Below are 25,384 nucleotides of genomic sequence, written 5' to 3'. Positions count from 1 at the left end.
CCATCGCTTCCCACGTTGGAACGTCCGTCTACCCCAGCGCGAGCTCTTGCAGTTTTGCACGGCCCGCGAATAATCTCGACTACCCTTCCGTCTCGAGCGGGTGTCATCGTGTCATTCGTTGAACAACCGGTCGTCGCCCTCTTCCTCTCCCTGACGCTGGGCTACCTGATCGGGAAGATCCGAATCGGTCCCGTCCAGATCGGCGGCGTCTGCGGGACGCTGTTCGTGGCGCTCGCCATCGGGCAGCTCGGCGTGACCCTCAGCCCGGACCTGAAGAACGTCGCCTTTGCGCTGTTCATCTACGCGCTCGGTTTCACGGCGGGGCCGCAGTTCTTCAACAATATCCGCGGCGGCCTGCGCTACGGCATCCTGTCCTTCGTCGAGGTGGCGACGGTGCTGGCCCTGGTCGCGGTAGCGGTCCTGCTGTTCCGCCTCGATCCCGGAACGGCCTCCGGGCTGTTCGCCGGCTCTGCAACGGAGTCGGCCGTGCTGGGAACGGCTTCGGACGCGAGCGGACGCCTTCCCCTGCCCGCCGCGGAAATCGCCCGGCTGCAGGCCAACATGGCGACCGCCTATAGCGTGACCTATCTTTTCGGGCTCGTCGCCATCGTGGTCTTCACCACCCAGATCGGCCCGCTGCTGCTGCGGATCAACCTGCGGGAGGAGGCTGCCACCCTGGCGCGGCAGCTCGGCGCCGAGGATGACGGCGCCAAGGAAAACGGCGTGCCCGAGATCGTCTCGCGCACCTTCCGGGCCGGCCCTGTCGCCGGCGGCACCGTCGGGGCCTTCGAGAACAGCGTCAACGGCGTCGTCACGATCGAGCAGGTCGGGCGCGGCTCCGGTTTCGTCAAGGCGACGCCGGACATGCAGCTCGAAGCCGAGGATGTCGTCCTTGTCATCGGCCGGCGGCGCTCGGTCATCGCGATCGCCGAGCGCCTCGGCGCGGAAGTGCCTATGCCGGCGGGAGACAATGTTCCACTGGTCGAACGTCAGGTCGTGCTGGTGCGCCGCGAGGTCAGYGGGTTGCGGATTCGCGACCTGCGCCGGCTGGCCAGCGACGAGCAGCGGCGCGGCGTCTTCATCTCGCATGTCCGCCGCCTCGGCCAGGGCATCCCCGCCCTGCCGGGCACGGTGCTCGAACAGGGCGACATCCTCACCCTCTATGGCTCGGAAGAAGCGATCACTCGCGCGGCGCCCGAGCTCGGGCATCTGCTGCCGACGACATCGGCAACGGACTTCGTCATGCTCGGCCTCGGCGTGGTCGCGGGCCTCCTGCTCGGCGAGGTCGCGATTCAGGTCGGTGCACTCAACCTGACGCTCGGCACCGGCGGCGGCGCGCTCGTCTCGGGCCTCGTCTTCGGATGGCTGCACATGCACCGGCCCCAGCTCGGCGGCATTCCGCCGCAGGCAGCCGAGTTCATGAAGGATTTCGGATTGGCGACCTTCATCGCCGCGGTCGGCCTCTCGGTCGGCCCCGACGCCATCGCCCTGCTCAAGCAATACGGGCTCGTGCTGCCCGTGCTGTCGATCCTGGTTTCCGCCCTGCCCGGCCTCGCCTCGCTCTATATCGGGCGCTACCTCCTGAAGATCGAGGCGCCGATCCTGCTCGGCGCCATCGCCGGCCAGCATTGCAGCACGCCCTCGATCAGCGCGCTGGTCTCGCTCGCCGGCAATTCGACGCCGGTGATCGGCTATACCGTAACCTATGCCATCTCGAACGTGCTGCTGCCTCTGATGGGGCCTGTGGTCGTCGGCATGGTCGGGATGATCGGCTAGATATCCAGCCGGCAGGCCAACGCCCGCGATCACTCATGCGCGATGCCTGACTTGACCTCCCCTTCCGACTTCGCCCTAAATCCGGGCGGGGGGCGTCGCAGGGACGATCATGCTACGCGCCATCATTCTCGTCGCCGGGCTTCTTGCTCTCGCTCCGCCCGCACGCGCCTTCGACAACCCGATCAGCCGCGGCCTCGCGGATTTCCTCAATATCTTCAGCGAGCAGCCAATCCCGCGCCAGGTCGTGCCATGGAACGGCAAGCAGGCGCCCGGCACCATCGTGATCTCGACGAGCCAGCGGCGGCTCTACTACGTGCTCGGAAGCGGGCAAGCGCTCCGTTATGGCGTCGGCGTCGGACGGCAGGGCTTCAGCTGGTCGGGAACGAAGACCGTCACGATGAAACGCGAATGGCCGGATTGGCGGCCGCCGGCGCAGATGCTGAAACGCCGCCCGGACCTGCCGCGCCACATGGCCGGCGGCATCGACAACCCGCTGGGCGCGCGGGCGATCTATCTGGGATCGAGCCTCTACCGCATCCATGGCTCGAACGAGCCCGATACGATCGGGGCCGCAGTGTCATCCGGCTGCATCCGCATGACCAATCGCGACGTCATCGATCTCTACGGCCGCGTACGGACCGGCACCAAAGTGGTCGTGCTGCGATGAGACACAGCGAGGGTTCCGCGTCCCCTGCCCTCGCGCAGGCCGCCCGATTCGCAGCGGTTCTCGCTGCCTTCGGGAACAGATAATCCGGACGAGACTGGCACATCACTCCGCGGCACAGCTTTTGATCAACCGAGGAGGGGGATCACTTGGTTGCGCCGAAATGGAACAGGCTGTGCCTTATCCATATCTACGGCGCTCCCTATGGAACGCGAACATGCCAACTGCGAGCGCGCGCGCGACGGAGCTCGTCGACCGCCTTTCGATCAAGCTTTACGGGTCCGAGCTTTGGGTCGTCATGGCCAATTGCGACGAGGCTCACGACATCTTCCTGCAGGCAATTTCTGCTGCGGAGAACTGCGCGATCGAACGGGCCGCTCAGTTGATCGGCAGGCTCGCGACAACCGGCACCACTCAGATCACACCGACGGCGGCGGCAGATCTCATCCGATCACTGAAGGATGAAAACGCTGTCTCGGAGTGATACGCCGCTGCCTGAAGAGATCGCCATGCAACGGCCGAATATCATGAAGGCGGATGGCTAAGCGACCCGGCGCGTTTCGGTCAGAACCCGTTCGCGCAAACCATCTGGAAAATTGACGGCGTAGCAGCGAACTGCCCGAGAACGTCAACCGTACCAGCGTAGTATGGAGAGATTTGGTGGAGCCAGGCGGAATCGAACCGCCGACCTCTTGAATGCCATTCAAGCGCTCTCCCAACTGAGCTATGGCCCCACGCGCGACGGCCGGTTTGGGGGTCGACCGTCAAAATCCGGTGTTTCATTCCGCCGCTTGGGCGGTCCGTCCGGAGCCGCCTGCCAGCGACGCAGCGGTCTATAGGCGGCCCGGACGGAAGACACAAGCGCCTAATGTCGCTTTGCCGTCATCTTTTTTCGAGGGCGGACTCAGTTGTCCTCGTCGCCCTCGATGTCCCCGTCGATCAGGTCCGCGACGTCGTCGTCGCCTTCCTCATCCTCCTCGAGGAAGGTGTCGTCATCCTCCGTGCCTATATCGTCCTCGACCTCGATATCGTCCTCGGTCGTGACGACGGCCTCCTTCTCGGACGTCTCGGCATCGGCTTCGTCGAGCGAGACGAGCTCGACCGCGCTGTCGGCGGTCTCGGCCTCGTCCTCCTCCTCAGGCTCCGGCTTGACCGGCGCCTTGGCCTGCGGCTCGAACATCGTGCGCGGATATGCCTGCCCCGTATAGGGCGAGACAATGGGATCTTTATTCAAATCATAGAACTTGCGCCCCGTGACCGGGCAAACGCGCTTCGTTCCGAGTTCCGGTTTCGCCACTGCGTCGGACCCTTCAACCATCAGTATCTGAAAAGCAGGCGCGTCCGTTAGTCGGGGCGGGCGGCGCTGTCAAATGTTGATTTGAGCCATGCGACGGCTGCGCGCAAGAGCGGGGCTGTTTCGCCCCCCTCGCATGGCAGCGTCATGACCGCGCATTGGCGCGGCTCGCGCGAGCGTGCTAGGGCGGGCGCGCACTTCGTTTGGCTCGAGCGAGAGACCCCGATCCCGTGTCCCACGACCATGAACCCGTCCCCGTCACCGCCAGCGCCGCCGGCCCGCTCAAGGGCCGCGCCCGCGTGCCCGGCGACAAGTCGATCTCGCATCGGGCGATGATCTTCGGACTGCTGGCGATCGGCGAGACCAGGGTCACCGGCCTGCTCGAGGGCGAGGACGTGATGCGCACCGCTGCGGCGGCGCGGGCGCTCGGCGCGATCGTCCACCATGACGGGCCGGGCGCCTGGCGCGTGCAGGGCGTTGGCGTCGGCGGGCTGCGCGAGCCTGATTCGATTCTGGATTTCGGCAATGCCGGCACGGGCTCGCGTCTGATGATGGGCGTCTGCGGCTCGCATCCGATCACCACGACCTTCGATGGCGATGCCTCCCTGCGCAAGCGGCCGATGCGGCGCATCCTTGATCCGCTCGAGCAGATGGGCACGGTCGTCGTTTCGCAGCAGGAGGGCGGGCGCGTGCCGCTCACCCTGCGCGGCCCGAAGGAGGCCATCCCGATCGTCTATCGCCCGCCGGTCGCCTCGGCGCAGATCAAGTCAGCGGTGCTGCTGGCCGCCCTCGCCGCGCCCGGCGAGACGACGGTGATCGAGGCGGAAGCGACGCGCGACCATACCGAGAAGATGCTGGCTCATTTCGGAGCCGAAATCACCGTGACGCCGGAAGGCGCGCATGGCCGGCGGATCGTGCTGAAGGGCCAGCCCGAATTGCAGGCCGCGCCGATCGTGGTGCCAGCAGACCCCTCCTCGGCAGCCTTCCCGCTGGTGGCGGGACTGATCGTGCCCGGCTCCGACATCCTGATCGAGAGCGTGATGACCAACCCGCTGCGCTCGGGCCTGCTCACGACCTTGCTCGAGATGGGCGCCGACATCACCATCGAGCGCGAGGCCAATGAGGGCGGCGAGACCGTCGCCGATCTGCGCGTGCGGGCTTCGAGCCTCAAGGGCGTGACGGTGCCGCCAGAGCGCGCGCCTGCGATGATCGACGAATATCCGGTGCTGGCCGTCGCGGCCTCGTTCGCCACCGGCACGACGCGGATGCGCGGCTTGCAGGAACTGCGCGTCAAGGAATCCGATCGCCTCGCCGCGGTCGAGGCCGGGCTGAAGGCCGCCGGCGTGATCTGCGCCATCGAGGGCGACGACCTGATCGTCGAGGGCTCGGGCGGCGGGCCGGTTCGCGGCGGCGGGCCAATCGCGACCCATCTCGATCACCGCATCGCGATGAGCTTCCTCGTCATGGGCCTGGCGACGCAGCAGCCGGTCGTGGTCGATGACGGCCTGATGATCGCCACGAGCTTCCCGAGCTTCATCCCGCTGATGAACCAGCTCGGAGGCCGGATCGGATGAGCGCGGCGGCGGCGCGCGGCCGGCTCGTCATCGCCGTCGACGGCCCCGCCGCCTCCGGCAAGGGCACGCTGGCGCGGCGCCTCGCGGCCCATTACGGCCTGCCCTATCTCGACACCGGCCTGCTCTACCGGATGGTGGCCCGCGCCATGCTCGATGCCGGCCACGACATACGCGATGCCGCGGCGGCCGGCGAGATCGTCAACAGCTTCGACGAGACGGCCTTTCCCGAGGACCGGCTGCGCGGCCGCGAGATCGGCGAGGCGGCCTCCGTGGTCGCGGCGATGCCGGCCGTGCGCGCGGGATTGCTGGCGCGGCAGCGGCGCTTCGCCGCCCGGGCCGGCGGCGCCGTGCTGGACGGACGCGACATCGGTACGGTGATCTGCCCCGACGCCCGCGCCAAGCTCTTCGTCACCGCGACGCCGGAGGTGCGTGCCGCGCGCCGGCACAAGGAACTCATCGGGCGTGGCGAGGCCGTGACCTTCGACGGCATCCTCGCCGATATCCGCCGGCGCGACGCGCGGGATTCCGGCCGCAGCGACGCGCCGCTCAAGGCGGCGGAAGACGCCATTACGCTCGACACCTCGGCGCTGACGGTCGAGGAGGCCGTTGCCGCCGCCATCGACGTCGTCGACGGCCGCCGGGCCGCCTGAAAGCCCCTTCCTCGCGCATTTGCTATCGAAACGGGCGCGATCAGCCGGTTTTCCACCTTGGCGATCGCATCGACCGGGCGCACACTCCGATTCGCGACAGGACGACGGAGGTGGCGATGCGGCGCTGGCTGTACGGTCTCTCATGTCTGGCAGCGGCGGCGCTCTGGCACCCCGCCCTGCCTCGAGCCCAGACGGCGGGACCGCCGCTGGAGGAGGTCGACGTCGCGCTCGTGCTGGCGGTCGACGTCTCCTATTCGATGGATCTCGACGAGCTCGCCCTGCAGCGCAACGGCTATATCGAAGCCTTCCGTTCGAAGCAGCTGCATGACGCCATCAACAAGGGCGCGATCGGCAAGATCGCCGTGACCTATTTCGAATGGGCGGGCACCGGTTTCCAGTACGTCGTTCGGCCGTGGAAGGTGATCGACGGGCCGGCAGCGGCGATGGCGTTTGCGGAGGAGCTCGGCGAGGCGCCGACGCGGCGCGGGCGGCGCACCTCGATCTCGGGCGCGATCGATCTGGGCGTGCAATTGCTCGAACAGTCGAACGTGACGGCGATGCGGCGCGTGATCGACATCTCCGGCGACGGCGCCAATAATGACGGGCGCCCGGTCACCACGGCGCGCGACGAGGCCGGGGCCAAGGGCATCGCCATCAACGGCCTGCCGGTGATGCTGAAGCAAGCCGGCTATTTCGACATCGACAACCTCGACGTCTACTACAGCGACTGCGTCATCACCGGCATCGGGGCCTTCGTCATTCCGATCCGCGAGAAGAGCCAGTTCGTCGAGGCGACGAAGACCAAGCTGCTGCGCGAGATCGCCGAGGCGCCGGCGGGCGCGACCATCCACAAGGCGCAATCCGGCAACATCGCCACCTGCCTCGCAGGCGAGCGGCAATGGCGCGACCGGATGGGGAATTGAGGCCGGCAGCAACCGTCATGCTCGGGCTTGACCCGAGCATCTCGTCAATCGGAGGCGCCAGAGCCGCGTCCTGCCTGAGATTCTCGGGTCTACGCTTCGCTCCGCCCGAGAATGACGCTGGGTGTCACGTTCCCCTTGGCTTGGCCCGCGTCGTCGGCAGCGCAACCGCGGGGTCGTCGGGCCAGAGATGGCGGGGATAACGGCCCTTCATCTCGGATTTCACCGCCAACCAGGATCCGCGCCAGAAGCCCGGCAGATCACGCGTGACCTGGATCGGCCGATGCGCCGGAGAGAGCAGCTCCAGCACCAGCGGCACGCGCCCTCCGGCCAAGGCAGGATGAATCGCGAGTCCGTAGAGTTCCTGCACCCGCACCGAAATGGTCGGCCCCGCCTCGGCGGCATAGTCGACGGCAAGCGACGAGCCGGTCGGAGCGGTGAAATGGGTCGGCGCCTCCGCGTCGAGCCGGCGCTTCATCTCCCAAGGCAGCAGGGTCGCGAGTGCTGAATCGAGATCGCCGGGCTGGATCGCCGCCAGTGAGGCACGGCCGGCGATATGAGGCGCCAGCCAGATCTCAGGCTCCTGTGACAACCCCAGGTCGGAGAGATCGGGCCAGCCCTCCTCGGGCTCGGCCTTGCGCAGAAAAGCAACGCGCTCGCGCAGCTGGTTCTGCGCCTTCGTCCAGGGCAGGAGCTCGATGCCGAGCGCAGCGACGCCCTTCGCCAACGCCTCGGCATTCTCGGGCGTATCCGCGACCGACAGCGGGCGCTCCGACAAGGCAAAAACGCCGTAGCGGCGCACCGCCCGAACGCGCAATGCGCGCGCTGTCCTGTCGAAATTCGCCTCCTCTCGCTCCGCGATGGCGAAGGGTGCGAGGCCATGGGCGACGAGGGCTGCGATCTCGGCCTCGGAGATCGCGGCCGCGGCCATGATGCGCGCCTGCTGGGCGGCCCCCGTCATCTCCGCAACGACGATGTAGGGCTCGCGCGCCAGCCGCTGCGAGGCTTCCAGCGCCGCGCCACGGCCATTGGCGAGCAGATACTGCCCGGAGCCGGGCGAGCGGGCCTTCGCGATGCGGTCCGGATAGGCGAAGGCGAGCAGGAGGCCGGGCGAGAGCGGCTCGCCAGCCGAGCACGAGGCATTCCGCTCCGCCGTGCGGGCCCAGCCTTCGGCGAGACGGCGCATGTCGCCGGCCCGGCCGCCACGCTCGCGACTGAACCGCTCCAGCCGCTCGGCGAGATCGATGGCATCCCCGCCGAGCCCGCGCTCCACCAGCACGGCGGCAAGATCGGCCGCGGCACTGGCCTGCCCGAAGCGGGCGGCAGCCACGACCATGCGGGCGAGCCGGGGCGGCAGCGGCAGTGACTGCAGGGCCCGCCCATCCGGCGTGATGCGGCCATCCGCATCGAGCGCGCCGATGCTGGCCAGCAGGGCGCGGGCTTCCTTGAGGGCAGGCGCGGGCGGCGGATCGAGGAAGGCGAGCGCTGTGGGATCACTGAGGCCCCAGGCGGCGCAATCGAGCAGGAGCGGGCTCAGATCGGCCGAGAGAATCTCGGGCCGGGCGAAGGCTTCGAGCGCGCCGGTCGCCGCTTCCTCCCAGAGCCGGTAGCAGACACCGGGCTCGGTGCGGCCCGCACGGCCACGGCGCTGATCGGCGGCGGCACGGCTGGCGCGGCGCGTCTCCAGGCGGGTGACGCCGATATCGGGCTCGTAGACGGGCACGCGAGCGAGGCCGGAATCGATCACCACCCGCACGCCCTCGATCGTAAGCGAGGTCTCGGCGATGGCCGTGGCCAGCACGATCTTGCGCCGGCCGGCTGGCGCTGGCAGCACGGCACGGTCCTGATCGCGCTGGTCGAGCGCGCCGTAAAGCGGAGCGATCTCCACGGCGGGATCGCGCAGCCTTTCGCGAAGGCGCTCCTCGACGCGGCGAATCTCGCCCTGCCCCGGCAGGAAGACGAGCTGCGAGCCAGGCTGCTCGTTCAGCGCAAGCAGGATCGTATCGACGACCTGATCCTCGATGCGCCTCAGCGGGTCGCGGCCGCGATAGCGCGTCTCGATGGGGTAGGCGCGGCCCTCGCTTTCGATCACCGGGGCATCGCCGAGAAGTTTCGCGACGCGCGCGCCGTCGAGCGTCGCGGACATGACGAGGATGCGCAAATCCTCGCGCAGGCCGCCCTGCGCATCGAGCGCCAGCGCCAGCCCGAAATCGGCATCGAGCGAGCGCTCGTGGAACTCGTCGAACAGCACGGCCGCGACGCCGTCCAGCGCCGGATCGTCGAGGATCATCCGGGCGAAGACGCCCTCGGTGACGACCTCGATGCGCGTCTTCGGCCCGATCTTCGAGCCGAGCCGAACACGCAGGCCGACGGTATCGCCGACGCGCTCGCCCAGCGTCTGCGCCATCCGGTTCGCCGCTCCGCGCGCCGCCAGCCGCCGCGGTTCCAGCACGATCAGCTTGCCGTCCTTCGTCCAGAGCTCGTCGAGCAGGGCGAGCGGCACGCGCGTGGTCTTGCCGGCGCCGGGCGGAGCGACCAGCACGGCGTTCGGCCGCGCCCGCAGGGCGACCGAGAGGTCCCCGAGGACGGCATCGATGGGTAAGGCGGTGTCAAAGGCGCGCATGCCCGGCCGATGTGGCGCAGGCGCGAGCCTCACGCAAGCCACTCGCCAGCCCGCGCTCATCATGCTAACCGCTGGCGCATGACAGAGACTGGCCAGACCCGCATCCAGAACCGCTTCCAGGCCTGCGCCCGCGAGGGCCGGGCGGCGCTGGTGACCTTCGTCACCGCCGGCGATCCCGATTTCGAGACGGGAAGCGCGATCCTCGTGGCCCTGCCCGGAGCCGGTGCCGACCTGATCGAACTCGGCGTGCCCTTCACCGACCCGATGGCGGACGGCATTCCTGTCCAGCTTGCCGGACAGCGCGCGCTCAAAGCCGGCCAGACGCTGCGCAAGACGCTCGCCATGGTCGAGACCTTCCGCAAGGCCGGCCATGACACGCCGATCGTGCTGATGGGCTATTACAACCCGATCTACGCCTATGGCGTCGAAGCCTTCCTCACCGACGCGCGCCGGGTCGGCATCGACGGCCTGATCGTCGTCGACCTGCCGCCGGAAGAGGACGAGGAGCTCTGCCTGCCGGCGCTGAAGGCCGGCGTCAGCTTCATCCGGCTGGCCACGCCCACGACCGACGACAAGCGCCTGCCCAAGGTGCTGCAGAACACCTCCGGCTTCGTCTACTACGTCTCGGTGACCGGCGTGACCGGCGGTGCCATCGCCGATTACGGCGCGGTCGGCAGCGCGGTCGCTCGGATCAAGCGCCACACCGACCTGCCGGTCGCCGTCGGCTTCGGCGTCAAGACGGCCGCCGACGCGGCCACCATCGCCAAGGGCGCAGACGGCGTCGTCGTCGGCTCTGCGCTGGTCGAGCGCGTCCGGCTTTCGCTCGACAGCGAGGGCAAGGCCACGGAAAAGACGGTTTCGGCTGTCACCTCGCTGGTCAGCGAACTCGCGCAGGGCATCCGCTCTGCGGCCAAGGCGGCCTGAGGCCGGTTTCATTCAAGGGTCGCGTCGCTTGCCCTTCGGCAGGCCCGACCTATTTCAGGCGTGACGGCGCCAAGGCCTAGAAAGCCCCCGCCGCAAGCCCATCAGGGAATCGTCCGATGAACTGGATTTCCGAAGTCGTCCGCCCGCGCATCAAGACGCTGTTCAAGCGCGAGAGCCCCGAGAACCTCTGGATCAAGTGCCCGGATTCCGGGCAGATGGTCTTCCACAAGGATGTCGAGGCCAATGGCTACGTCATCCCCGGCTCCGAGCACCATATGCGCGTCACCGCGCCGGAGCGGCTGCGCCTGACCTTCGACGACGGCAAGTGGCTCGACGTCGCCCTGCCGGAGGTGCCGGTCGATCCGCTCAAGTTCCGCGACGAGAAGCGCTATGTCGACCGGCTGAAGGACGCCCGCGCCAAGACCGGCGCACAGGATGCCTTCAAGATCGGCTACGGCCGGGTCAAGGGCCTGCCGATGACGCTGGCGGCGCAGGACTTCCACTTCATGGGCGGCTCGCTCGGCATGGCCGCCGGCGAGGCCTTCGTCAAGGGCGCCGAGACCGCGCTCGAGAAGAAGACGCCTTATGTCGTCTTCGCGGCGTCGGGCGGCGCGCGCATGCAGGAGGGCATCCTCTCGCTGATGCAGCTGCCGCGCACGACGGTGGCGGTGCGGCGCCTGCGCGCGGCCGGCCTGCCCTATTTCGTCGTGCTGACCAATCCGACGACCGGCGGCGTCACCGCCTCCTACGCCATGCTGGGCGACATCCACATCGCCGAGCCCGGCGCGCTGATCGGCTTCGCCGGCCCGCGCGTGATCGAGCAGACGATCCGCGAGAAGCTGCCGGAAGGCTTCCAGCGCTCCGAATATCTCAAGGACCACGGCATGGTCGACATGGTCGTCCACCGCCGCGAGATCCCCGAGACCTTGGCCCGGCTCGGCCGCCTGCTGACCAAGCAGCCACCTGTGAAGGAAGAAGTCGCGGTGGCCGCACGCCCGGTGGTCGAGGCGGTCTGAGGTCGTTTGCGGCAGGGGGCCGTCACATCATGGGGTCTTCCGACACGCTGCTTGCGCGCTTCATGGCGCTGCACCCCAAGCTGATCGACCTCTCGCTCGGCCGCATCCTGACCCTGCTGGAGCGGCTCGGCGACCCGCATAAGCGCCTGCCGCCGGTGATCCACGTCGCCGGCACCAACGGCAAGGGCTCGACCATCGCCTTCATGCGGGCGATCCTCGAGGCGGCGGGCCTGCGCGTCCATGTCTACACCTCGCCGCATCTGGTGCGTTTCCACGAGCGCATCCGCATCGGCGCGCCCGGCGGCGGCCGTTTCGTCGACGAGGCGGTGCTGGTCGAAGCGTTGGAGCGCTGCGAGCGCATCAATGCCGGCGATGCCATCCCCTTCTTCGAGATCACGGCTGCGGCGGCCCTGCTGCTGTTTTCAGAGCATGAGGCGGATGTCGTGCTGCTCGAAGTCGGGCTCGGCGGCCGCTTCGACGCGACCAATGTCATCGCCCATCCCGCCTGCACCGTGGTGACGCCGGTCTCGCTCGACCATGCCGAGTATCTCGGCGACACCGTGACCAAGATCGCGGCCGAGAAGGCCGGCATCTTCAAGCGCGGCGCGCCGGCGGTGATCGCCCCGCAGGAGCCGGAGCCGACGGCGGTGCTCGAAGCCACGGCCGAGCGCGTCGGCGCCTCGAAAATCTTGATCGGCGCGCAGGATTTCAACGTCCACGAGGCCGGCGGGCGACTGGTCTACGAGGATGGCGACGGGCTGCTCGACCTCCCGCTGCCGCGCCTGGCCGGGCGCCATCAGCACATCAATGCCGGCACCGCGATCGCGGCGCTGCGTGCGGCCGGCTATGGCGGCCTGCCGGCGCGGGCCTTCGAGGAGGGCATGCGCAACGCCGACTGGCCGGCGCGGCTGCAGCGGCTGGCTCGCGGGCACCTCGTCGGGATCATGCCCGAGCGGGCCGAACTCTGGCTCGATGGCGGCCACAACCCGGATGGCGGGCGCGTGCTGGCCCAGGCCATGGCCGATCTCGCCGACCGCAACCCTGCGCCTTTGGTGATGATCGCGGGCCTGCTCTCGACCAAGGACGCCGCCGCGACACTGGGCCATTTCAAAGGGCTGGCGCAGGCGCTCTATGCCGTGCCGATCCAGAACTCGCTGGCCGCACGCCCGGCGGAAGAAGTGGCTGAAGCGGCCCGCAATGCCGGGCTGGCGGCGGAGGTTTCAGGCTCGGTCGAGCAGGCGCTGCGGACGATCGCGGGCCGCGACTGGCCGGCGCCGCCGCGCATCCTGATCTGCGGCTCGCTTTATCTCGCCGGCGAGGTGCTCTCGGCCAACGGCACACCGCCGACCTGAACAGCGGCCGGCGGACTACGATCATTGAGGCGGGGAAAGCCATGCCAGTTCCCGGACTGACCGTTCTCGCCGCGACGCTGCTGTGCGGAATGCTCGGCGGCTGCGTCACCTCCGGTGATCCAGCGCCGCCTGCAGCCGAAGGCGCCGAGCGCGTCACGGCCGGCAAGCCGACTTTCCTGCAGCAGACCTATATGACGATGGACACAAGCTGCCGGCCGGTGAAGCCGCCCACGGCCGTCCTGACCGAGCCGCCCCGGCACGGCAAGGTGCGCATGGCCAAGCGGAACGCCAAGGCCGAATACCGGCCCGGCGACCATCAGCACTGCGACGGCAAGATCGGCCCCTCGCTCGCCTTCGAATACACGTCACGCCGGAATTATCGCGGACCGGACCGCTTCGGGGTGCGTGTGCGCTACAGCGACGGCGAGATCCGGCATGCGCAGTTCAAGGTCGAGGTCGACTGAGACGACGGGGAGAGCGGCATGCAACGCAACTTCGGAGCCGGAGGACCGGCCGTATCCGCGATCGGCCAAGGCAGCTGGTACAGCGAGCAGGGCGACCGGCGCGAGGCCATTGCCGCGTTCCGGCGCGGGCTCGATCTCGGACTTGACCATATCGACACTGCCGAGATGTATGGCGACGGCCGCTCCGAGGCGCTGATCGGCGAAGCCATCACTGGGCGACGCGACGAGGTCTTCCTCGTCTCGAAGGTACTGCCGCACAACGCCTCGCGGCAGGGTGTGCGCGCCGCTTGCGAGCGCTCGCTGAAGCACCTCAAGACCGACCGGCTCGACTGCTACCTGCTGCATTGGCGCGGGCCACATCCGCTGGCCGAGACCTTCGCCGCCTTCGAGGCGCTGAAGCAGGAGGGCAAGATCCTGTCCTGGGGCGTCAGCAATTTCGACGAGGACGATCTCGACGAGGCGCTGGCGGCTGCCGGCAAAGGCAGGATCGCCTGCAACCAGGTGCTCTACCATCTGCGCGAGCGGGCCATCGAGCATGCGGTGATCCCGTGGTGCGAGCGCAACGGCGTCGCCGTCACCGCCTACAGCCCGTTCGGGCACGACGACTTTCCGGCCCCCGGCAGCGCGCAGGGCAAGATCCTCGCCGAGATCGCCGCGGCGCATGACGCGTCTCCCCGGCAGGTCGCGCTCGCCTTCCTGACGCGGCGCACGAGCCTCTTCGCGATCCCGAAAGCGGGCAAGGTCGGCCATGTCGAGGACAATGCCGGGGCGCTGCGTCTTGCCCTCTCGGAAACCGAGATCGCGCGGATCGACGCCGCCTTCCCGCTCGGCCGCAAGCCCCATGCGTTGCCGATGATTTGATCTGCGCTGGAAACCACGATCCACCTTCGCGCTTTACAGGCTGCGGCGCCCGCGCTTTCCTAGAGTCAAGGGCGACGGCCGTCAGAGCCTCACCAACGCCCGCTCAACAGTTGCGTCTTCGGAGTTTGGGCGATGCGTCGTGTTCTCGGCATCCTGGCCGTTTTGTTCCTGTCCGTCTTCGGCGCCGCCAAGGCGCAAGCCGGCGTCGATGTGCGAGTGGACATCGCCGCGCAGCGGATGACGGTGGCTACCACCGACGGCGAAATCTACGAATGGAAGATCTCGTCAGGGCGCAAGGGGTTCCGCTCGCCGAACGGCCAGTACCGCCCGACCCGGCTCGAAAAGAACTGGTATTCGCGCAAATATGGCGGCGCGATGCCTTATGCGGTGTTCTTCCGCGGCGGCTACGCGATCCATGGCACGACGGCCGTCGGCGCGCTCGGCCGCCCGGCCTCTCATGGCTGTATCCGCCTGCACCCCGCCAATGCCGCCAAGCTGTTTGCGCTGGTGAAGAAGCATGGCGCCGGCCAGACCCGGATCGCGCTGAACGGGGCCGCGACCGACAATCTCTCGCGCTTCGCGAAGGCGCCCGGCGGCTCGAAGGCCCGGTTCGCCAACACGGCACCGACCAAGCACAAGATCGCGAACAGCAGCGGCACCAAGGCACAGATCGCCAAGGCCAAGCCGCGGCATCAGGACAGCACGATCGCCCAGCAAGGGCGGTCCAATGGCTGGGAAGCGGCGCGCGGCCAGATCCTGCTGCGGCCCGCGCTGCCGGCTAATGCCTATGGCTACCAGCCCTATTACCCGAGCGGCTATGGCTATGGCTGGCGCTGAGATCGACGTCAGACGCTAGATCGCTTCCGGCGCGATCCTGAGCCAGCCTTCCAGCGTCTCACCGGGCGCCAGCCGCTTCAGCGGCGCGGCCGCCCGCGCGGCCGGCTCGCTCGGCGCGCCGATGGCGTGGCTCTGCGGCTCGACGCAGAGGAAGTCGGCCCCGGGTGGCGACCAGACCACCGGGCAGTTCAGGCTGTCGCTCGCCGTCAGCGTGATGGCGAGGCCGGTCGAGGGCGTCTCGATCCGAGCGCTGCCGTCCCAGTCGAAAAAGCTCCAGGCCGTCACCGTATCGGAGCGGAACGGCCGCGCATCGGCGTAAGGGCCGCCCTGGGTGAAAGCTTCCTGCCCGATCGCCCGAAAGGCTTCGCCGAAGACCAGCGCGCCGGCTGCCCGCATGGTCAGGCGCGTATCGGCCGCGCACGGAAACCAGGGATGATGGCCGATCCCGAACGGTAGCGCCGTCTCGGCCTCGTTCGTGATCGACAGGCGAATGGTCATACCGGCTTCGTCCAGTATGACTTCCTGCCGGGCACGGTAGCGATAGCGGTCGGGACCGTCGATGCGCCGATGCTCGATGACGGTATGACCGCGGTCATACCGCAGAACCTCCCAGGCGGCCTGCCAGCCGAAGCCATGGATGGTGCCTGACGGATCGTTGGCGGGAACCTGAAAACGGGTTTCGCCGTCGTCCACCACGCTTCCGAAGGCCCGGTTGGCGAAGGGCAGCATCGCCCAGCTGCCGAAGAAGTTCGGAGAAGCGGTCGAGGCCGTCCGATCAGCCGGCGGATGCAGCACATCATGCCGGCGCCCATCCGGGCCGGTCCAGACGAGCCGCGAGACGATGCCCCCGATCTCCGGTATGACCACGGCTTCCAGGCCGCCGGCTTGCAGTTGCAGCATCGCGCTCGTCCGATTCGTTCGTTCCCGTCGAACCGCAGCGTTGCCGCGATTGCAGGGCGGGCACAAGCCGGCGCGCCTTGACCATGTCCGGTACGGCAGTGACAGTCGCGCGCCATTGCCGGAGTCTGCCATGCCCAAACCTTTGATCGCGCTCGACTGGGGTACGACCCGCGCGCGCGCCTTCCTGATCTCGGAAACGGGCGCGGTGCTGCAGCGGCGCATCGCCGATCAGGGCATCCAGTCCGTGCCGGCTGGCGGCTATCCCGCCGCATTCGAGACGCTGGCTGGCGATTTCCGGCGCGCCGCGCCCGATGCGGCCATCGTGCTCGCCGGCATGGTCGGCAGCCGCAATGGCTGGATCGAGGCGCCCTATGTCGCCTGCCCGGCCTCTGCTGACGAGATCGCGGCAGCTTCGATCCGCGCGGCGCTCGACGATCACACCACGGCCACCATCCTGCCGGGCCTGAGCTGCGACGAGGGCGCCTTCGACGTGATGCGCGGCGAGGAGACACTGATCGTCGGGCTCGGCCTGGAGAACGGCATCGCCTGCCTGCCCGGGACGCATTCGAAATGGGCCGAAATCAGGGACGGGCGAATCGTCCGCTTCGCCAGCTTCATGACCGGAGAGGTCTACGGGCTGCTGCGCAACGGCTCGATCCTGGGCCGCCTCGCGGAAGAACCGTCGGGTGAGGATGCTTCAAACGGAGCGACACGCGGCCGGGCAGGCGCACAACGTGCCGGCGGCCTGCTCAACACGGCCTTCGCCGCCCGCACCGAGGTCCTTGCCGGCCGGATGCGCGGCGGCGAGGTCGGTCCCTATCTCTCGGCGCTGCTGGTCGGGCAGGAGATCTTGGGAGCGCAGTCGCTGTTCGGGCGGCGGGAAGAGATCCACCTCGTCGCCGACGGTGCGTTGGCCGAGAGCTATGGCGCCGCGCTGGAAGCGGCAGGCCTTACCGTCAGGCTGACCACGCCCGAGGACGCCTTCGTCGCCGGCATCAGGCGTCTCGCAGACGGACTCACCGGGTAATCGCCGTCGCCTGCCCTGCCGCTGCAGCGACACGGGCTGGCAGAACGACATGCCGGTAAGCGTGGATTAAGCCTGCGCGCGATCGGCGCCGGGCGCGCCGCCGTTGCAGACAATCGCGGAGACCCTCTTCACCCTTCGTCAGGGGACCGGCCCGATGATGACGGACTGGATCAGGCTGGGGAAGGCCGTGACATCGCATCCCTCGATATGGGCCCTGGGCATGGCCGGCTTCGCCATTGTCGGCTCGCTCGGTTATACGCAATGGCTCGCGCAACGCAGTGAAGGCGCAGCGCCGGTGGTGGCCGTCGCCTCAGCGGAAAGGCCCATCCCCGGGCCGCGCCAGCCCGTGACGCTTGCCGTATCCGCCGATTATCGCGGGCACTACATCGTCCATCCCAGCGTCGAGAACTACCGGATCAAGATGATGGTTGACACAGGTGCCAGCATCGTCGCGCTGACCGCGGCCGATGCCCAGGCGCTGGGCATCAAGTCGGACGCCAATGCGCGCAAGATGATGCTGAGCACGGCAAACGGCACCGTCACGGGCTATCGCACGGTGCTGCGCGAAATCCGGCTCGGTGACATCGTCGTGCGCAATGTCGACGCCGTCGTGCTGCCCGAGCGGGCCCTCTCGATGAGCCTGCTGGGCAACTCCTTCCTCAGCAAGCTGCAGGGCTACGAGGTCCAGACGGGGCGGATGGTGCTGCGGGGTTGAAAGGCGGCCGCCGAGGCCGGCAACGGGTCCCGAACGTGTCTCGCCCCGCTCAGGTGAACTTGGGGCAACCCTTCACGTCGGCGCGCACGATCTGCTCGATGCTGTTATCGCCATCGGCCTTGCCGTTGCGCGGCCTAGTATAGATCGGATTATCGCCGAGCGTGATCTTGCTGAAAAGGCCCTCGCCGATCAACGGCGTGAATTCGTAGCTCGCTCGCGCCATGATGACGGAGGTGTTGGCGATCCGCGCACTTTCGGGCACGGTCACGGTGTCGCCGCGCTTGGGCGCGGCGGTACCCTCCGGATAGCTGCTCGACCAGCAGACCTTGCCGATGCGGTTGGCATCGATGACGATACTGGCGATGACCATCTTGACCTTACTGGCGTCGTAGGGAAGCAGGACCGTTTCAGACGCTTTGAAGATGTTGGTGATTTCCGCCGTCGGAATCGTCTGGAGGCGCGCCGTAAGATCGCTCAGAGATGAAGTCAGCTGGGTGACCTTGCGATTGATCATGACCATCTGTGAGAGGTTGACCAATCCGATATAAGCGATCGCAATCACGGGAAGCACGATCGCGGCCTCGATGGCCGCCACGCCGTCAGAGGCGTCGCGGAAACGGCGCCACGGGCTGAAGACGCTCTTGAGTTTCATCTTCGCTCCGGATCGCGTCATGGGACGAACGGCTCCGCCCGGAAGGTCATGCTTGCAACGAGGCCGCGCCGACCGGAACCCGCGCCGCCTATGTTGGCGAGATCCTTCGACGCCCAGCTCGTGAGAAGCAGCTTGTAGTCGAGCACCGCCCGCACGACGACGATCTGACCGGTGTCGGGCTGGCGGTAAGAGAAGCTGCTCGTATCGAGATTGCCGCCCGCAAGAGGATTGCTGCTGGCCGTACCGGAACTCGCCCCCGAGAAGTCGCTATAGGTGCTGACATCAATAGCCAGCTTGGTGCAGTCGATGAGTTTCATCGGCGCCCGCGCACAGACGTCGTCGCGGAATGCGGCTGCATTGACTGAGGCAGTGCTGGACGAGTAGCGGCTGCGCGACTCGCCGGTCAACAGCGCGCGCGACGCCTGCGACAGCGATTCCTCCAGGACCTGATTGGTCCAGAACATCAGCCCCGTCTCGATGATAGCCCACGTCAGCATGAAGAAGGGCAACGCAACGAAGCCGAACTCGATCGCCGTCGCCCCGTTCTCGGAACGCTGGAAGCGCCTGATGATGGAACGCCGGCCGCGGCCCTTCCGCCCGGCTGTTGTGCCGGTCTGCTCCGCTGGTGCCATAGGATCAAACATTCGCTGGCCTCGCCGAGCCTGTCGCTCCGACCAGCTGATATCTAAGCCAAAACAATTGCCGATCGGTTAGGGGTGTTTCGCTGCCACCGCCTGCAAGGCAAAGATTTTATTTACCTTGAGCACTTCCGAGCACGCCCGCGCCTACGCGCGCGTCAACACCTAATAGGATCGGCCGCGATCGAACGGCCAGGCTTTCCGACGAACTACTTGCACTTGGCGTTGGGCTAACGCCAACTATTTGGGCGCGGCACCATTGCCGGTTGCCTGAGTGTTGCGGGCCGACGCCTGGCCTCCAACTTCGCCGAAATACTTCTGGGCGTCACCAAGCTGCGCAGCAGGCTGGCATACCGGCGTGCAGGAATAGCTCTCGCGCTCCATGCCCCGCTGCACCGTCAGCACCGCCTCGGACGCCGCGCCGACGCGAACCAGCGACTCGGCCAGAAGCGTGCCCGTTCCGTCCAATGCGATCAGGTTGGTCACGCCGAAGCTCTTGCCGGTGACCACCATGACACCATTGCGCTGCACGGCCACGTCCGCGATGGCCGGATTGCCGACGATGACCGTCTGCGCCTTCTCGGGCAAGCGCACGACCTTGGCATGATCAACCAGGACCATCACGCTTTCGGCCTGGCTCTCCTGCGGCGCAGCCGTCGCCGGACCGCTGGTCGAGCAGGCCATGACGAAGACCATGGCGACCAGCCAAGGCGCGGAACGACGGCACCTTTCCGGCGTGTGGTTGGTCGACATGGCGGGCCTCAAGCTCTGCGATGTCACCAGACAAGCGCAAAATGATGAACCAAGTCTTAAAAACGATGACGGCAGCGACTTCATCGATCTTTTCTCCGCCTAACGAAGCGGAATGCCTTCCAAAAATCTCGTTGAGCGATCATTGATATCAAACTAAAACGTGAATGCAGTATCGGTTAAATATCTTATTTACCGACAAAAACCTAGATTAATTCTTGCTTATTGCATGAATCCCTTTCTATTCGTCCTTTAAATTGGGCGTTAACCACGGCGAAAACATCATCTCAAAGCGCCCAATTCTTTGATCACTTTAACTGATCGGCAAGAGGGGCGGGCTAATGTCGTTCCTGTCGCTGACCGAAGCCGCTTCAGAGCGAAGGCAGCCGTCAAACCGTGGTGTAAGGAGTTTCAGCATGACCAATCTTTTCGCTCGCTTCGTCAAGGACGAGTCCGGCGCCACCGCCATCGAGTACGGCCTGATCGCCGCCCTGATCGCCGTCGTTTGTATCGCTACCTGGACGACCATCGGCAGCAATCTGAAGGCGCGGTTCCAGGAAGTCGAAAGCGGCCTCATCAAGAAGTCCTGAGGATTCTCACAGGCGGCCCTCAGGGTTGCCGAGCGCATCCGAGAACGCCCCGGCATGGCCGGGGCGTTCTGCCGTTTTTACACTTCTCCGACCATTCCCGCCGTTTTCGTAAGGCTTTGGTGAGGCCTGCGTGCGACTGTCACACCCTCGCTCGGATCGGACCAGCCCATGTCACTCCCACTGATTATTATGCTTGGTGTGTTTCCTTTCGCCATGGCCTATGCCGCAGCGAGCGATCTCGTCTCGATGACGATCTCGAACCGGCTTTGCCTCTCCCTGGTCATTTCCTTCGCGCTTTGCGCCGCGCTGCTGGGCCTCAGCCTCAACGACATCGCCTGGCATCTGGCAGCCGGCATGCTGGTGCTCGTCGGCGCCTTCGGCCTATTCGCCGCGGGCTGGATCGGCGGGGGCGATGCCAAGCTCGCGGCAGCGACTGCCCTGTGGTTCGGCTTCGACGAGTTGATGCCGTATCTCGTCTTTTCCAGCTTCGCCGGCGGATTGCTGACGCTGCTGATCTTGCATTTGCGCTCGCATCCTCTTCCTTCGATGGCTGCCAACTGGGGCTGGGCACAGCGCCTGCACGCGCCGAAGGAGGGCGTTCCCTACGGAATCGCTCTCGCCTTCACCGCCTTGCTCATCCTGCCGGAGACCGCAATCTGGCGCGCCGCAGTCGGCGTCTGACGGCATACGGCGACCTTACGTCATACCTCATCAAAAAATATACGTCCGATTAACCATAAGTTGACGTTTCACGACGACGATCCAGGACATGAGCCGGCTCCGCCTGGCTGAGGATCGGACGCCGATGAGTCCCGCACGCATCATCATTCTCGTGATCGCACTGGCCGCGGGCCTGGGCGCCGCTCTCCTCGTGCAGCAGCCGTCGCAGGCTCCGGCGCCGGTGGCCAAGGTCGAGCAGGCGCCAACCGTGCCCGTGCTCGTCGCGGCAACCGACATCCCGATCGGCAACACAGTAGCGGCCAACGATCTGCGCTGGCTGAACTGGCCGCTGGCCAGCGTGCCGAACGGAATCATCCGCAAGGATGAAGCGCCCGAAGCCGAGAAGGAGATCATCGGCCAGTTGGCGCGCTACGCCATTCTCGGTGCCGAGCCAATCCGGCGCGAGAAGCTGATCAGGACCGACGGGACAGGCTTCCTCTCGGCCGTGTTGCCGTCCGGAATGCGCGCGGTGGCCATCAGCACCGATAGCCGCGGCGCCAGTACCGCAGGCGGTTTCATCCTTCCCAACGATCGCGTCGACGTTGTCTCCACCTGGCGCGGCGAATCCACCTCCGGTCGCGGCGAAGCCCAGGTCAGCGAAACCATCTTGCGCAACATCAGGACTCTGGCGATCGGCCAGAACGTGCAGGAGCGCAACGGCGAGAAGGTCGTGGTCGGCGAGACCGCGACGCTCGAGGTCGATCCCGGGCAGGTCGAGATCCTGATCCAGGCGCAGAAGACCGGGACGCTCTCGCTGGCGCTGCGCAGCCTGAAGGACGCGAATGAACCGGCACCGCCAGCCTCGGCCGACAATTCCATGACCCTGGTGCGCTACGGTGTCACCTCGAAGAGCGTGAAGCCATGACCAGATGCTCTCTTCGCCTCGCGACGGCTCTCGCGCTCGTTCTGCTGGCCGGCAGCGCCAACGCACAGTCGACCGGCAGAGATGCCGCTCCGGTGCTCAATGTCGGCGCGAGCGAGCACGCGATTTCACGCAAGCTCGACCTTTCGATCGGCCGTTCTCTGATCGTCGAACTGCCACGAGACGCCAAGGAAGTGTTCGTCGCGAACCCGAAGGTCGCAAATGCGGTGGTCCGGACCGCACGCAAGCTTTTCATCATCGGCATCGCCGACGGGGCGACCTCGATGTTCGTGATGGACGGCGACGGCCGCCAGATCACCGCCCTCGAGATCAATGTCGGGCGGGACCTCAATGTCCTGCGCCAGACGCTACGCACCGCGCTGCCGAATTCGCAGATCGAGATCAAGCCCGCAGGCGACTCGATCCTACTGGTCGGGACCGTGCCCAACGCGTCCGAAGCGACGCAGGCCGTCGACATCGCCAATGCCTTCGTCGGAGTCTCCGACAAGAACGCCTCCAAGGGCGCCGTCATCAACTCGCTGACGATCCGCGACCGCGACCAGGTCATGGTCAAGGTGACGGTGTCCGAGGTCTCGCGCAAGGCGATCAAGCAGCTCGGCATCAACTCGACCGGCGAGTGGAAGCTGGGCAAGTTCTCGATCACGCCGAGCATCGACAACCCCTTTTCGCTGTCTCCTCAGGCGCTATCCGCCACGGCGATCGGAGCCGGCATCGGCAATTCGCAGAACTTCACCCTGCGAGCCCTCGAGCGGGCGGGCCTCGCCCGCGTCCTGGCCGAACCAAACGTCACCGCGATCTCCGGCGAGAGCGCCAAGTTCACGGCAGGTGGCGAAGTCCCTGTTCCGACCGGCTATACCTGTGACCCGGCCAAGGCCGTCTGCACGCTTGGCGTCCAATACAAGCCGATCGGCGTCGCCCTCAACTTCACGCCGATCGTGCTCTCGGCCAACAAGATCAGCATGCGCATCGCGACCGAGGTCACCGAGCTCGACTTCGAGAACCAGATCGTGCTCCAGGGCGGAGCCGGCCAGCCCACCGTCACTGTCCCGGCGTTCCGCGTGCGCAAATCCGACACGACCGTTGAATTGCCATCCGGTGGCACGCTGGCCACCGCAGGCCTGATCCAGCGCGTCTCCAAGTCATCGCTCAACGGCCTACCTGGGCTCATGAACCTGCCGATCATCGGGGTGCTGTTCCGCTCGCGCGACTATCAGCGCGAGGAAACCGAGCTGATGATCACGGCCACTCCCTACATCGCCAAGCCGATGCAGCCGAACGAGGTCCAGCGCCCCGATGACGGCTTCGTGGAATCCCACGATGCCCAGGCCATCCTGCTCGGACGCCTCAACAAGCTCTACGGCAGCGGCGGCGGCCCGATCCCACAGGCGTACAAGGGCCGCGTCGGCTTCATTGCCGACTAAGCGAACCGAATGGATAGCATCATGATGGATCGCCCGACCATGACGGTTCCCTTCCAGGAGAGAGCCATCGCCCCGCGCCTTCTGGCCTTTGCATTGGCTTTCGGTGCGCTCGCCGGCGGATGCGCCGGCAAGGGCGCGCAGGCAGATCCGCCTTCCATTGCGCCAGTGGATACCCGGGAACGACATCCGATCGTGCTGCGCGATGCGCCCCGCTCGCTCGACGTCTTCGTCGGCCGCGCAGGGGGCTCGCTCGACAGCCGTCAGGCCGAGGATGTCGCGGGTTTCGCCCGGGAATACCGGAGGTCCGGAAAGGGCGGCCTCGTCGCGGAGGTTCCAAAGGGCTCGCGCCGCGAGGGGGCGACGCATGACACGCTCAGCGGTATCCGCGCGACCTTGGCCCGCAATGGCGTATCGCCGAATGCTCTGAGCGTTCGCAGCTATCCAATCCAGGATCCAGGCCTCGCGTCGCCGATCCGCCTCAGCTTCGCGTCGCTCCAGGCCGTCGTGCCGCACCAGTGCGGGCAGTGGCCGACCGATCTCGGCAGCTCCGACTTCAAGTTCTCGGCATCCAACGAGCCATACTGGAACCTCGGCTGTTCTTCTCAGGCCACGCTGGCGGCCCAGGTCGCGGATCCAATCGACCTGGTCAGGGCTCGCGACGAAGGCCGCCCCGACATCGTCAAGCGTATGGGTGCCATCGCCAAGATTCGCGAAGGCAAGGATCCCTCGACGCAGTATCGCCAGCAGACACCACAGATCAATGCGACGGTGGGAGGCGGCAGCTAATGCAGCCCATGACGAACGAAACACCGGCGCCCGAGGCGAACGAAGAGACCATCGCGCCGCTGCCGCGCATCACGCTGCAGGCCTTTTGCGAGACACCGGCCGTCGCCGCGACGATGCAGGCGGCGGTCGCCGACCGGCGCATGGACAAGACCCATGCCCGCATCCAGATGGGCGGACCAGCCGCAGCCGTCGAGACCTTCCGAACGGCACCGACGCCGAACGTCATCGTGGTCGAGACCGTGTCGGACCCGGCGACCCTGATCGCGCATCTCGATATGCTGTCGGAAAGCTGCGATCCCGGCACGAAGGTCGTGGTGATCGGCCATGTCAACGACGTGCAGCTCTATCGCGACCTGCTGCGCCGCGGCATCAGCGAATACCTGATCGCACCGCTTGGGACGCTCGATCTGCTGCGCACGCTCTCAGAGCTCTATATCACGCCGGAAGCGCGCAATCTCGGCCGGGTCATCGCGGTGGTCGGCGCCAAGGGCGGTGTCGGCTCCTCGACCATCGCACACAACATGTCTTGGGCGATCGCGCGCAATCTCGATGCCTCCACGGTGGTCGTCGATCTCGACATCGCCTGGGGCACGGCCGGTCTCAACTTCAATCAAGATCCGCCCCAGGGGATCGCGGAAGCGGTGTTCGCGCCCGAGCGCCTCGACGCCAACCTGCTCGACAGGCTCCTGTCGCGCTGCAGCGACAATCTCGCCCTCCTCGCGGCGCCGGCGGTCCTCGACCGGACCATCGATCTTGACGAAGACGCCCTGGAGCAGTTGCTGGAGCTGCTGCGCGCCAGCGTCCCCTGCATCGTCCTCGACGTGCCGCACCAGTGGAGCAGCTGGGTCAAGCGGACTCTCATCAGCGCCGACGAGATCGTGGTGGTGGCCGAGCCAGAGCTCGCATCCCTGCGCAACGCCAAGAACATCGTCGATCTGTCCCGCGCCACCCGGCCCAACGATGCGGTCGCCCGTCTCGTGCTGAACAAGGTCGGCGTGCCCAAGCGGCCGGAGATCAATGCCAGCGAGTTCGCCAAGGCACTCGGCATCGACGTTCTCTGCACGATCCCCTTCGACGCGCAGCTCTTCGGCACGGCCGCCAACAACGGCCAGATGATCGCCGAGGTCCAGGCGGGCAGCAAGGCGAGCGAAGCTTTCACGCAGATCGCAAGCGCGCTGACCGGCCGCGGCGAAGCCAAGCGCAGCCGGCGCAGCCTGTTCGAGCCGCTCGTCTCGAAGCTGAAACGCCGCAAGGCCTCTTGATGACGGTGGACCGGCCAGACGGAAAGCCAGCCGGGAGATCAGGCCAGGCAGTCGAGCATGCGCGCGCCGAAGCGGCGCGTGCGGG

At 67.0% G+C, this 25,384-nt stretch carries 27 protein-coding genes and 1 tRNA gene; 21 read left to right on the top strand and 7 right to left on the bottom strand.

Annotated features, from left to right (window positions below):
- Nucleotides 1-108 precede the first annotated feature (108 nt).
- The 3 genes from aspT (at nt 109) to AC1DVA_RS16885 (ending at nt 2,924) form a co-directional block, all read left to right on the top strand.
- On the top strand, nt 109-1,776 hold the full coding sequence (aspT, locus tag AC1DVA_RS16895; RefSeq protein ID WP_476806629.1) for an aspartate-alanine antiporter: 1,668 nt from the start codon (nt 109-111) through the stop codon (nt 1,774-1,776).
- 109 nt (nt 1,777-1,885) lie between these two features.
- On the top strand, nt 1,886-2,443 hold the full coding sequence (locus AC1DVA_RS16890; RefSeq protein ID WP_265051276.1) for a L,D-transpeptidase: 558 nt from the start codon (nt 1,886-1,888) through the stop codon (nt 2,441-2,443).
- 160 nt (nt 2,444-2,603) lie between these two features.
- Nucleotides 2,604-2,924, top strand: coding sequence for a hypothetical protein (locus AC1DVA_RS16885; protein WP_265051275.1), 321 nt, complete (start codon nt 2,604-2,606; stop codon nt 2,922-2,924).
- Nucleotides 2,925-3,098: 174 nt separating this feature from the next.
- Here AC1DVA_RS16885 and AC1DVA_RS16880 read toward each other — a convergent pair.
- Both AC1DVA_RS16880 and AC1DVA_RS16875 read right to left on the bottom strand, forming a co-directional pair.
- Nucleotides 3,099-3,174: transfer RNA gene (locus AC1DVA_RS16880), tRNA-Ala, on the bottom strand.
- A 170-nt stretch (nt 3,175-3,344) separates the two neighbouring features.
- A complete protein-coding gene (locus AC1DVA_RS16875) occupies nt 3,345-3,737 on the bottom strand; it encodes a TIGR02300 family protein (RefSeq protein ID WP_265051274.1) in 393 nt (130 codons plus the stop codon).
- 227 nt (nt 3,738-3,964) lie between these two features.
- Between AC1DVA_RS16875 and aroA the strand changes: the two genes are divergently transcribed.
- From aroA to AC1DVA_RS16860, 3 genes are all read left to right on the top strand, one after another.
- Nucleotides 3,965-5,308: a 3-phosphoshikimate 1-carboxyvinyltransferase gene (aroA, locus tag AC1DVA_RS16870; protein ID WP_265051273.1), complete on the top strand. Its 1,344-nt coding sequence runs from the start codon at nt 3,965-3,967 to the stop codon at nt 5,306-5,308.
- Complete coding sequence (gene cmk, locus AC1DVA_RS16865) at nt 5,305-5,958, top strand: (d)CMP kinase (protein ID WP_265051272.1); 654 nt, start codon at nt 5,305-5,307, stop codon at nt 5,956-5,958. Before aroA ends, cmk begins: the two co-directional genes overlap by 4 nt.
- A gap of 116 nt (nt 5,959-6,074) precedes the next feature.
- Nucleotides 6,075-6,881 (top strand): DUF1194 domain-containing protein, encoded by an 807-nt coding sequence (locus AC1DVA_RS16860; RefSeq protein WP_265051271.1) that lies wholly within the window; start codon nt 6,075-6,077, stop codon nt 6,879-6,881.
- 124 nt (nt 6,882-7,005) lie between these two features.
- Here AC1DVA_RS16860 and hrpB read toward each other — a convergent pair whose 3' ends face one another.
- Nucleotides 7,006-9,501: an ATP-dependent helicase HrpB gene (gene hrpB / locus AC1DVA_RS16855; RefSeq protein ID WP_476806628.1), complete on the bottom strand. Its 2,496-nt coding sequence runs from the start codon at nt 9,499-9,501 to the stop codon at nt 7,006-7,008.
- A 78-nt stretch (nt 9,502-9,579) separates the two neighbouring features.
- On the opposite strand from hrpB, the gene trpA reads away from it, so the two are divergent.
- The 6 genes from trpA (at nt 9,580) to AC1DVA_RS16825 (ending at nt 14,955) form a co-directional block, all read left to right on the top strand.
- On the top strand, nt 9,580-10,425 hold the full coding sequence (gene trpA / locus AC1DVA_RS16850; protein ID WP_476806627.1) for a tryptophan synthase subunit alpha: 846 nt from the start codon (nt 9,580-9,582) through the stop codon (nt 10,423-10,425).
- Nucleotides 10,426-10,541: 116 nt separating this feature from the next.
- Entirely contained in the window at nt 10,542-11,441 is a 900-nt protein-coding gene (accD, locus tag AC1DVA_RS16845; RefSeq protein WP_265051268.1) for an acetyl-CoA carboxylase, carboxyltransferase subunit beta, read from the top strand.
- Nucleotides 11,442-11,470: 29 nt separating this feature from the next.
- Nucleotides 11,471-12,793 (top strand): bifunctional folylpolyglutamate synthase/dihydrofolate synthase, encoded by a 1,323-nt coding sequence (locus AC1DVA_RS16840; protein WP_476806626.1) that lies wholly within the window; start codon nt 11,471-11,473, stop codon nt 12,791-12,793.
- 41 nt (nt 12,794-12,834) lie between these two features.
- Nucleotides 12,835-13,257 carry a hypothetical protein gene (locus tag AC1DVA_RS16835; RefSeq protein WP_476806625.1) on the top strand — a complete coding sequence of 141 codons (423 nt, stop codon included), beginning with the start codon at nt 12,835-12,837 and terminating at the stop codon, nt 13,255-13,257.
- A gap of 18 nt (nt 13,258-13,275) precedes the next feature.
- Nucleotides 13,276-14,118 carry an aldo/keto reductase gene (locus AC1DVA_RS16830; RefSeq protein ID WP_476806624.1) on the top strand — a complete coding sequence of 281 codons (843 nt, stop codon included), beginning with the start codon at nt 13,276-13,278 and terminating at the stop codon, nt 14,116-14,118.
- A gap of 132 nt (nt 14,119-14,250) precedes the next feature.
- A complete protein-coding gene (locus AC1DVA_RS16825; protein ID WP_476806623.1) occupies nt 14,251-14,955 on the top strand; it encodes a L,D-transpeptidase in 705 nt (234 codons plus the stop codon).
- Between the two features lie 15 nt (nt 14,956-14,970).
- Here AC1DVA_RS16825 and AC1DVA_RS16820 read toward each other — a convergent pair whose 3' ends face one another.
- Nucleotides 14,971-15,855, bottom strand: coding sequence for an aldose epimerase family protein (locus AC1DVA_RS16820; RefSeq protein ID WP_265051263.1), 885 nt, complete (start codon nt 15,853-15,855; stop codon nt 14,971-14,973).
- A 130-nt stretch (nt 15,856-15,985) separates the two neighbouring features.
- Here AC1DVA_RS16820 and AC1DVA_RS16815 point away from each other — a divergent pair, with 130 nt between their 5' ends.
- Together AC1DVA_RS16815 and AC1DVA_RS16810 are read left to right on the top strand one after the other, a co-directional pair.
- Complete coding sequence (locus AC1DVA_RS16815; RefSeq protein ID WP_476806622.1) at nt 15,986-16,882, top strand: 2-dehydro-3-deoxygalactonokinase; 897 nt, start codon at nt 15,986-15,988, stop codon at nt 16,880-16,882.
- Nucleotides 16,883-17,102: 220 nt separating this feature from the next.
- On the top strand, nt 17,103-17,597 hold the full coding sequence (locus AC1DVA_RS16810; RefSeq protein WP_265051261.1) for a retropepsin-like aspartic protease family protein: 495 nt from the start codon (nt 17,103-17,105) through the stop codon (nt 17,595-17,597).
- 49 nt (nt 17,598-17,646) lie between these two features.
- On the opposite strand, the gene AC1DVA_RS16805 is transcribed toward AC1DVA_RS16810, so the two are convergent.
- From AC1DVA_RS16805 to AC1DVA_RS16795, 3 genes are all read right to left on the bottom strand, one after another.
- A complete protein-coding gene (locus AC1DVA_RS16805) occupies nt 17,647-18,192 on the bottom strand; it encodes a TadE/TadG family type IV pilus assembly protein (protein WP_476806621.1) in 546 nt (181 codons plus the stop codon).
- Between the two features lie 74 nt (nt 18,193-18,266).
- Nucleotides 18,267-18,881 carry a TadE/TadG family type IV pilus assembly protein gene (locus AC1DVA_RS16800; RefSeq protein ID WP_265054971.1) on the bottom strand — a complete coding sequence of 205 codons (615 nt, stop codon included), beginning with the start codon at nt 18,879-18,881 and terminating at the stop codon, nt 18,267-18,269.
- 246 nt (nt 18,882-19,127) lie between these two features.
- Complete coding sequence (locus AC1DVA_RS16795) at nt 19,128-19,571, bottom strand: pilus assembly protein N-terminal domain-containing protein (RefSeq protein WP_476806620.1); 444 nt, start codon at nt 19,569-19,571, stop codon at nt 19,128-19,130.
- Between AC1DVA_RS16795 and AC1DVA_RS16790 the strand changes: the two genes are divergently transcribed.
- The 7 genes from AC1DVA_RS16790 (at nt 19,570) to AC1DVA_RS16760 (ending at nt 25,299) form a co-directional block, all read left to right on the top strand.
- Entirely contained in the window at nt 19,570-19,743 is a 174-nt protein-coding gene (locus AC1DVA_RS16790) for a hypothetical protein (RefSeq protein WP_476806619.1), read from the top strand. The two genes, AC1DVA_RS16795 and AC1DVA_RS16790, sit on opposite strands and share 2 nt — an antisense overlap.
- A gap of 310 nt (nt 19,744-20,053) precedes the next feature.
- Nucleotides 20,054-20,227 carry a Flp family type IVb pilin gene (locus AC1DVA_RS16785; RefSeq protein ID WP_265051258.1) on the top strand — a complete coding sequence of 58 codons (174 nt, stop codon included), beginning with the start codon at nt 20,054-20,056 and terminating at the stop codon, nt 20,225-20,227.
- 168 nt (nt 20,228-20,395) lie between these two features.
- On the top strand, nt 20,396-20,908 hold the full coding sequence (locus AC1DVA_RS16780) for an A24 family peptidase (protein ID WP_476806618.1): 513 nt from the start codon (nt 20,396-20,398) through the stop codon (nt 20,906-20,908).
- Nucleotides 20,909-21,032: 124 nt separating this feature from the next.
- Nucleotides 21,033-21,812 carry a Flp pilus assembly protein CpaB gene (cpaB, locus tag AC1DVA_RS16775; RefSeq protein ID WP_265051256.1) on the top strand — a complete coding sequence of 260 codons (780 nt, stop codon included), beginning with the start codon at nt 21,033-21,035 and terminating at the stop codon, nt 21,810-21,812.
- The gene (locus tag AC1DVA_RS16770) at nt 21,809-23,251 is read left to right on the top strand and encodes a type II and III secretion system protein family protein (RefSeq protein WP_265051255.1); all 1,443 of its coding nucleotides are present in this window, start codon (nt 21,809-21,811) and stop codon (nt 23,249-23,251) included. The genes cpaB and AC1DVA_RS16770 overlap by 4 nt, the downstream gene beginning before the upstream one ends.
- Before the next feature lie 9 nt (nt 23,252-23,260).
- The gene (locus tag AC1DVA_RS16765) at nt 23,261-24,037 is read left to right on the top strand and encodes a CpaD family pilus assembly protein (protein ID WP_476806617.1); all 777 of its coding nucleotides are present in this window, start codon (nt 23,261-23,263) and stop codon (nt 24,035-24,037) included.
- A gap of 8 nt (nt 24,038-24,045) precedes the next feature.
- Nucleotides 24,046-25,299 (top strand): CpaE/TadZ family protein, encoded by a 1,254-nt coding sequence (locus tag AC1DVA_RS16760; RefSeq protein ID WP_265054969.1) that lies wholly within the window; start codon nt 24,046-24,048, stop codon nt 25,297-25,299.
- The last annotated feature ends 85 nt before the right edge of the window (nt 25,300-25,384 follow it).

Source organism: Allobosea sp. P4_C6 (assembly GCF_056402015.1).
The sequence above is the reverse complement of the archived record's forward strand: the minus strand, read 5'-3'. Positions and strand labels throughout refer to the sequence as shown.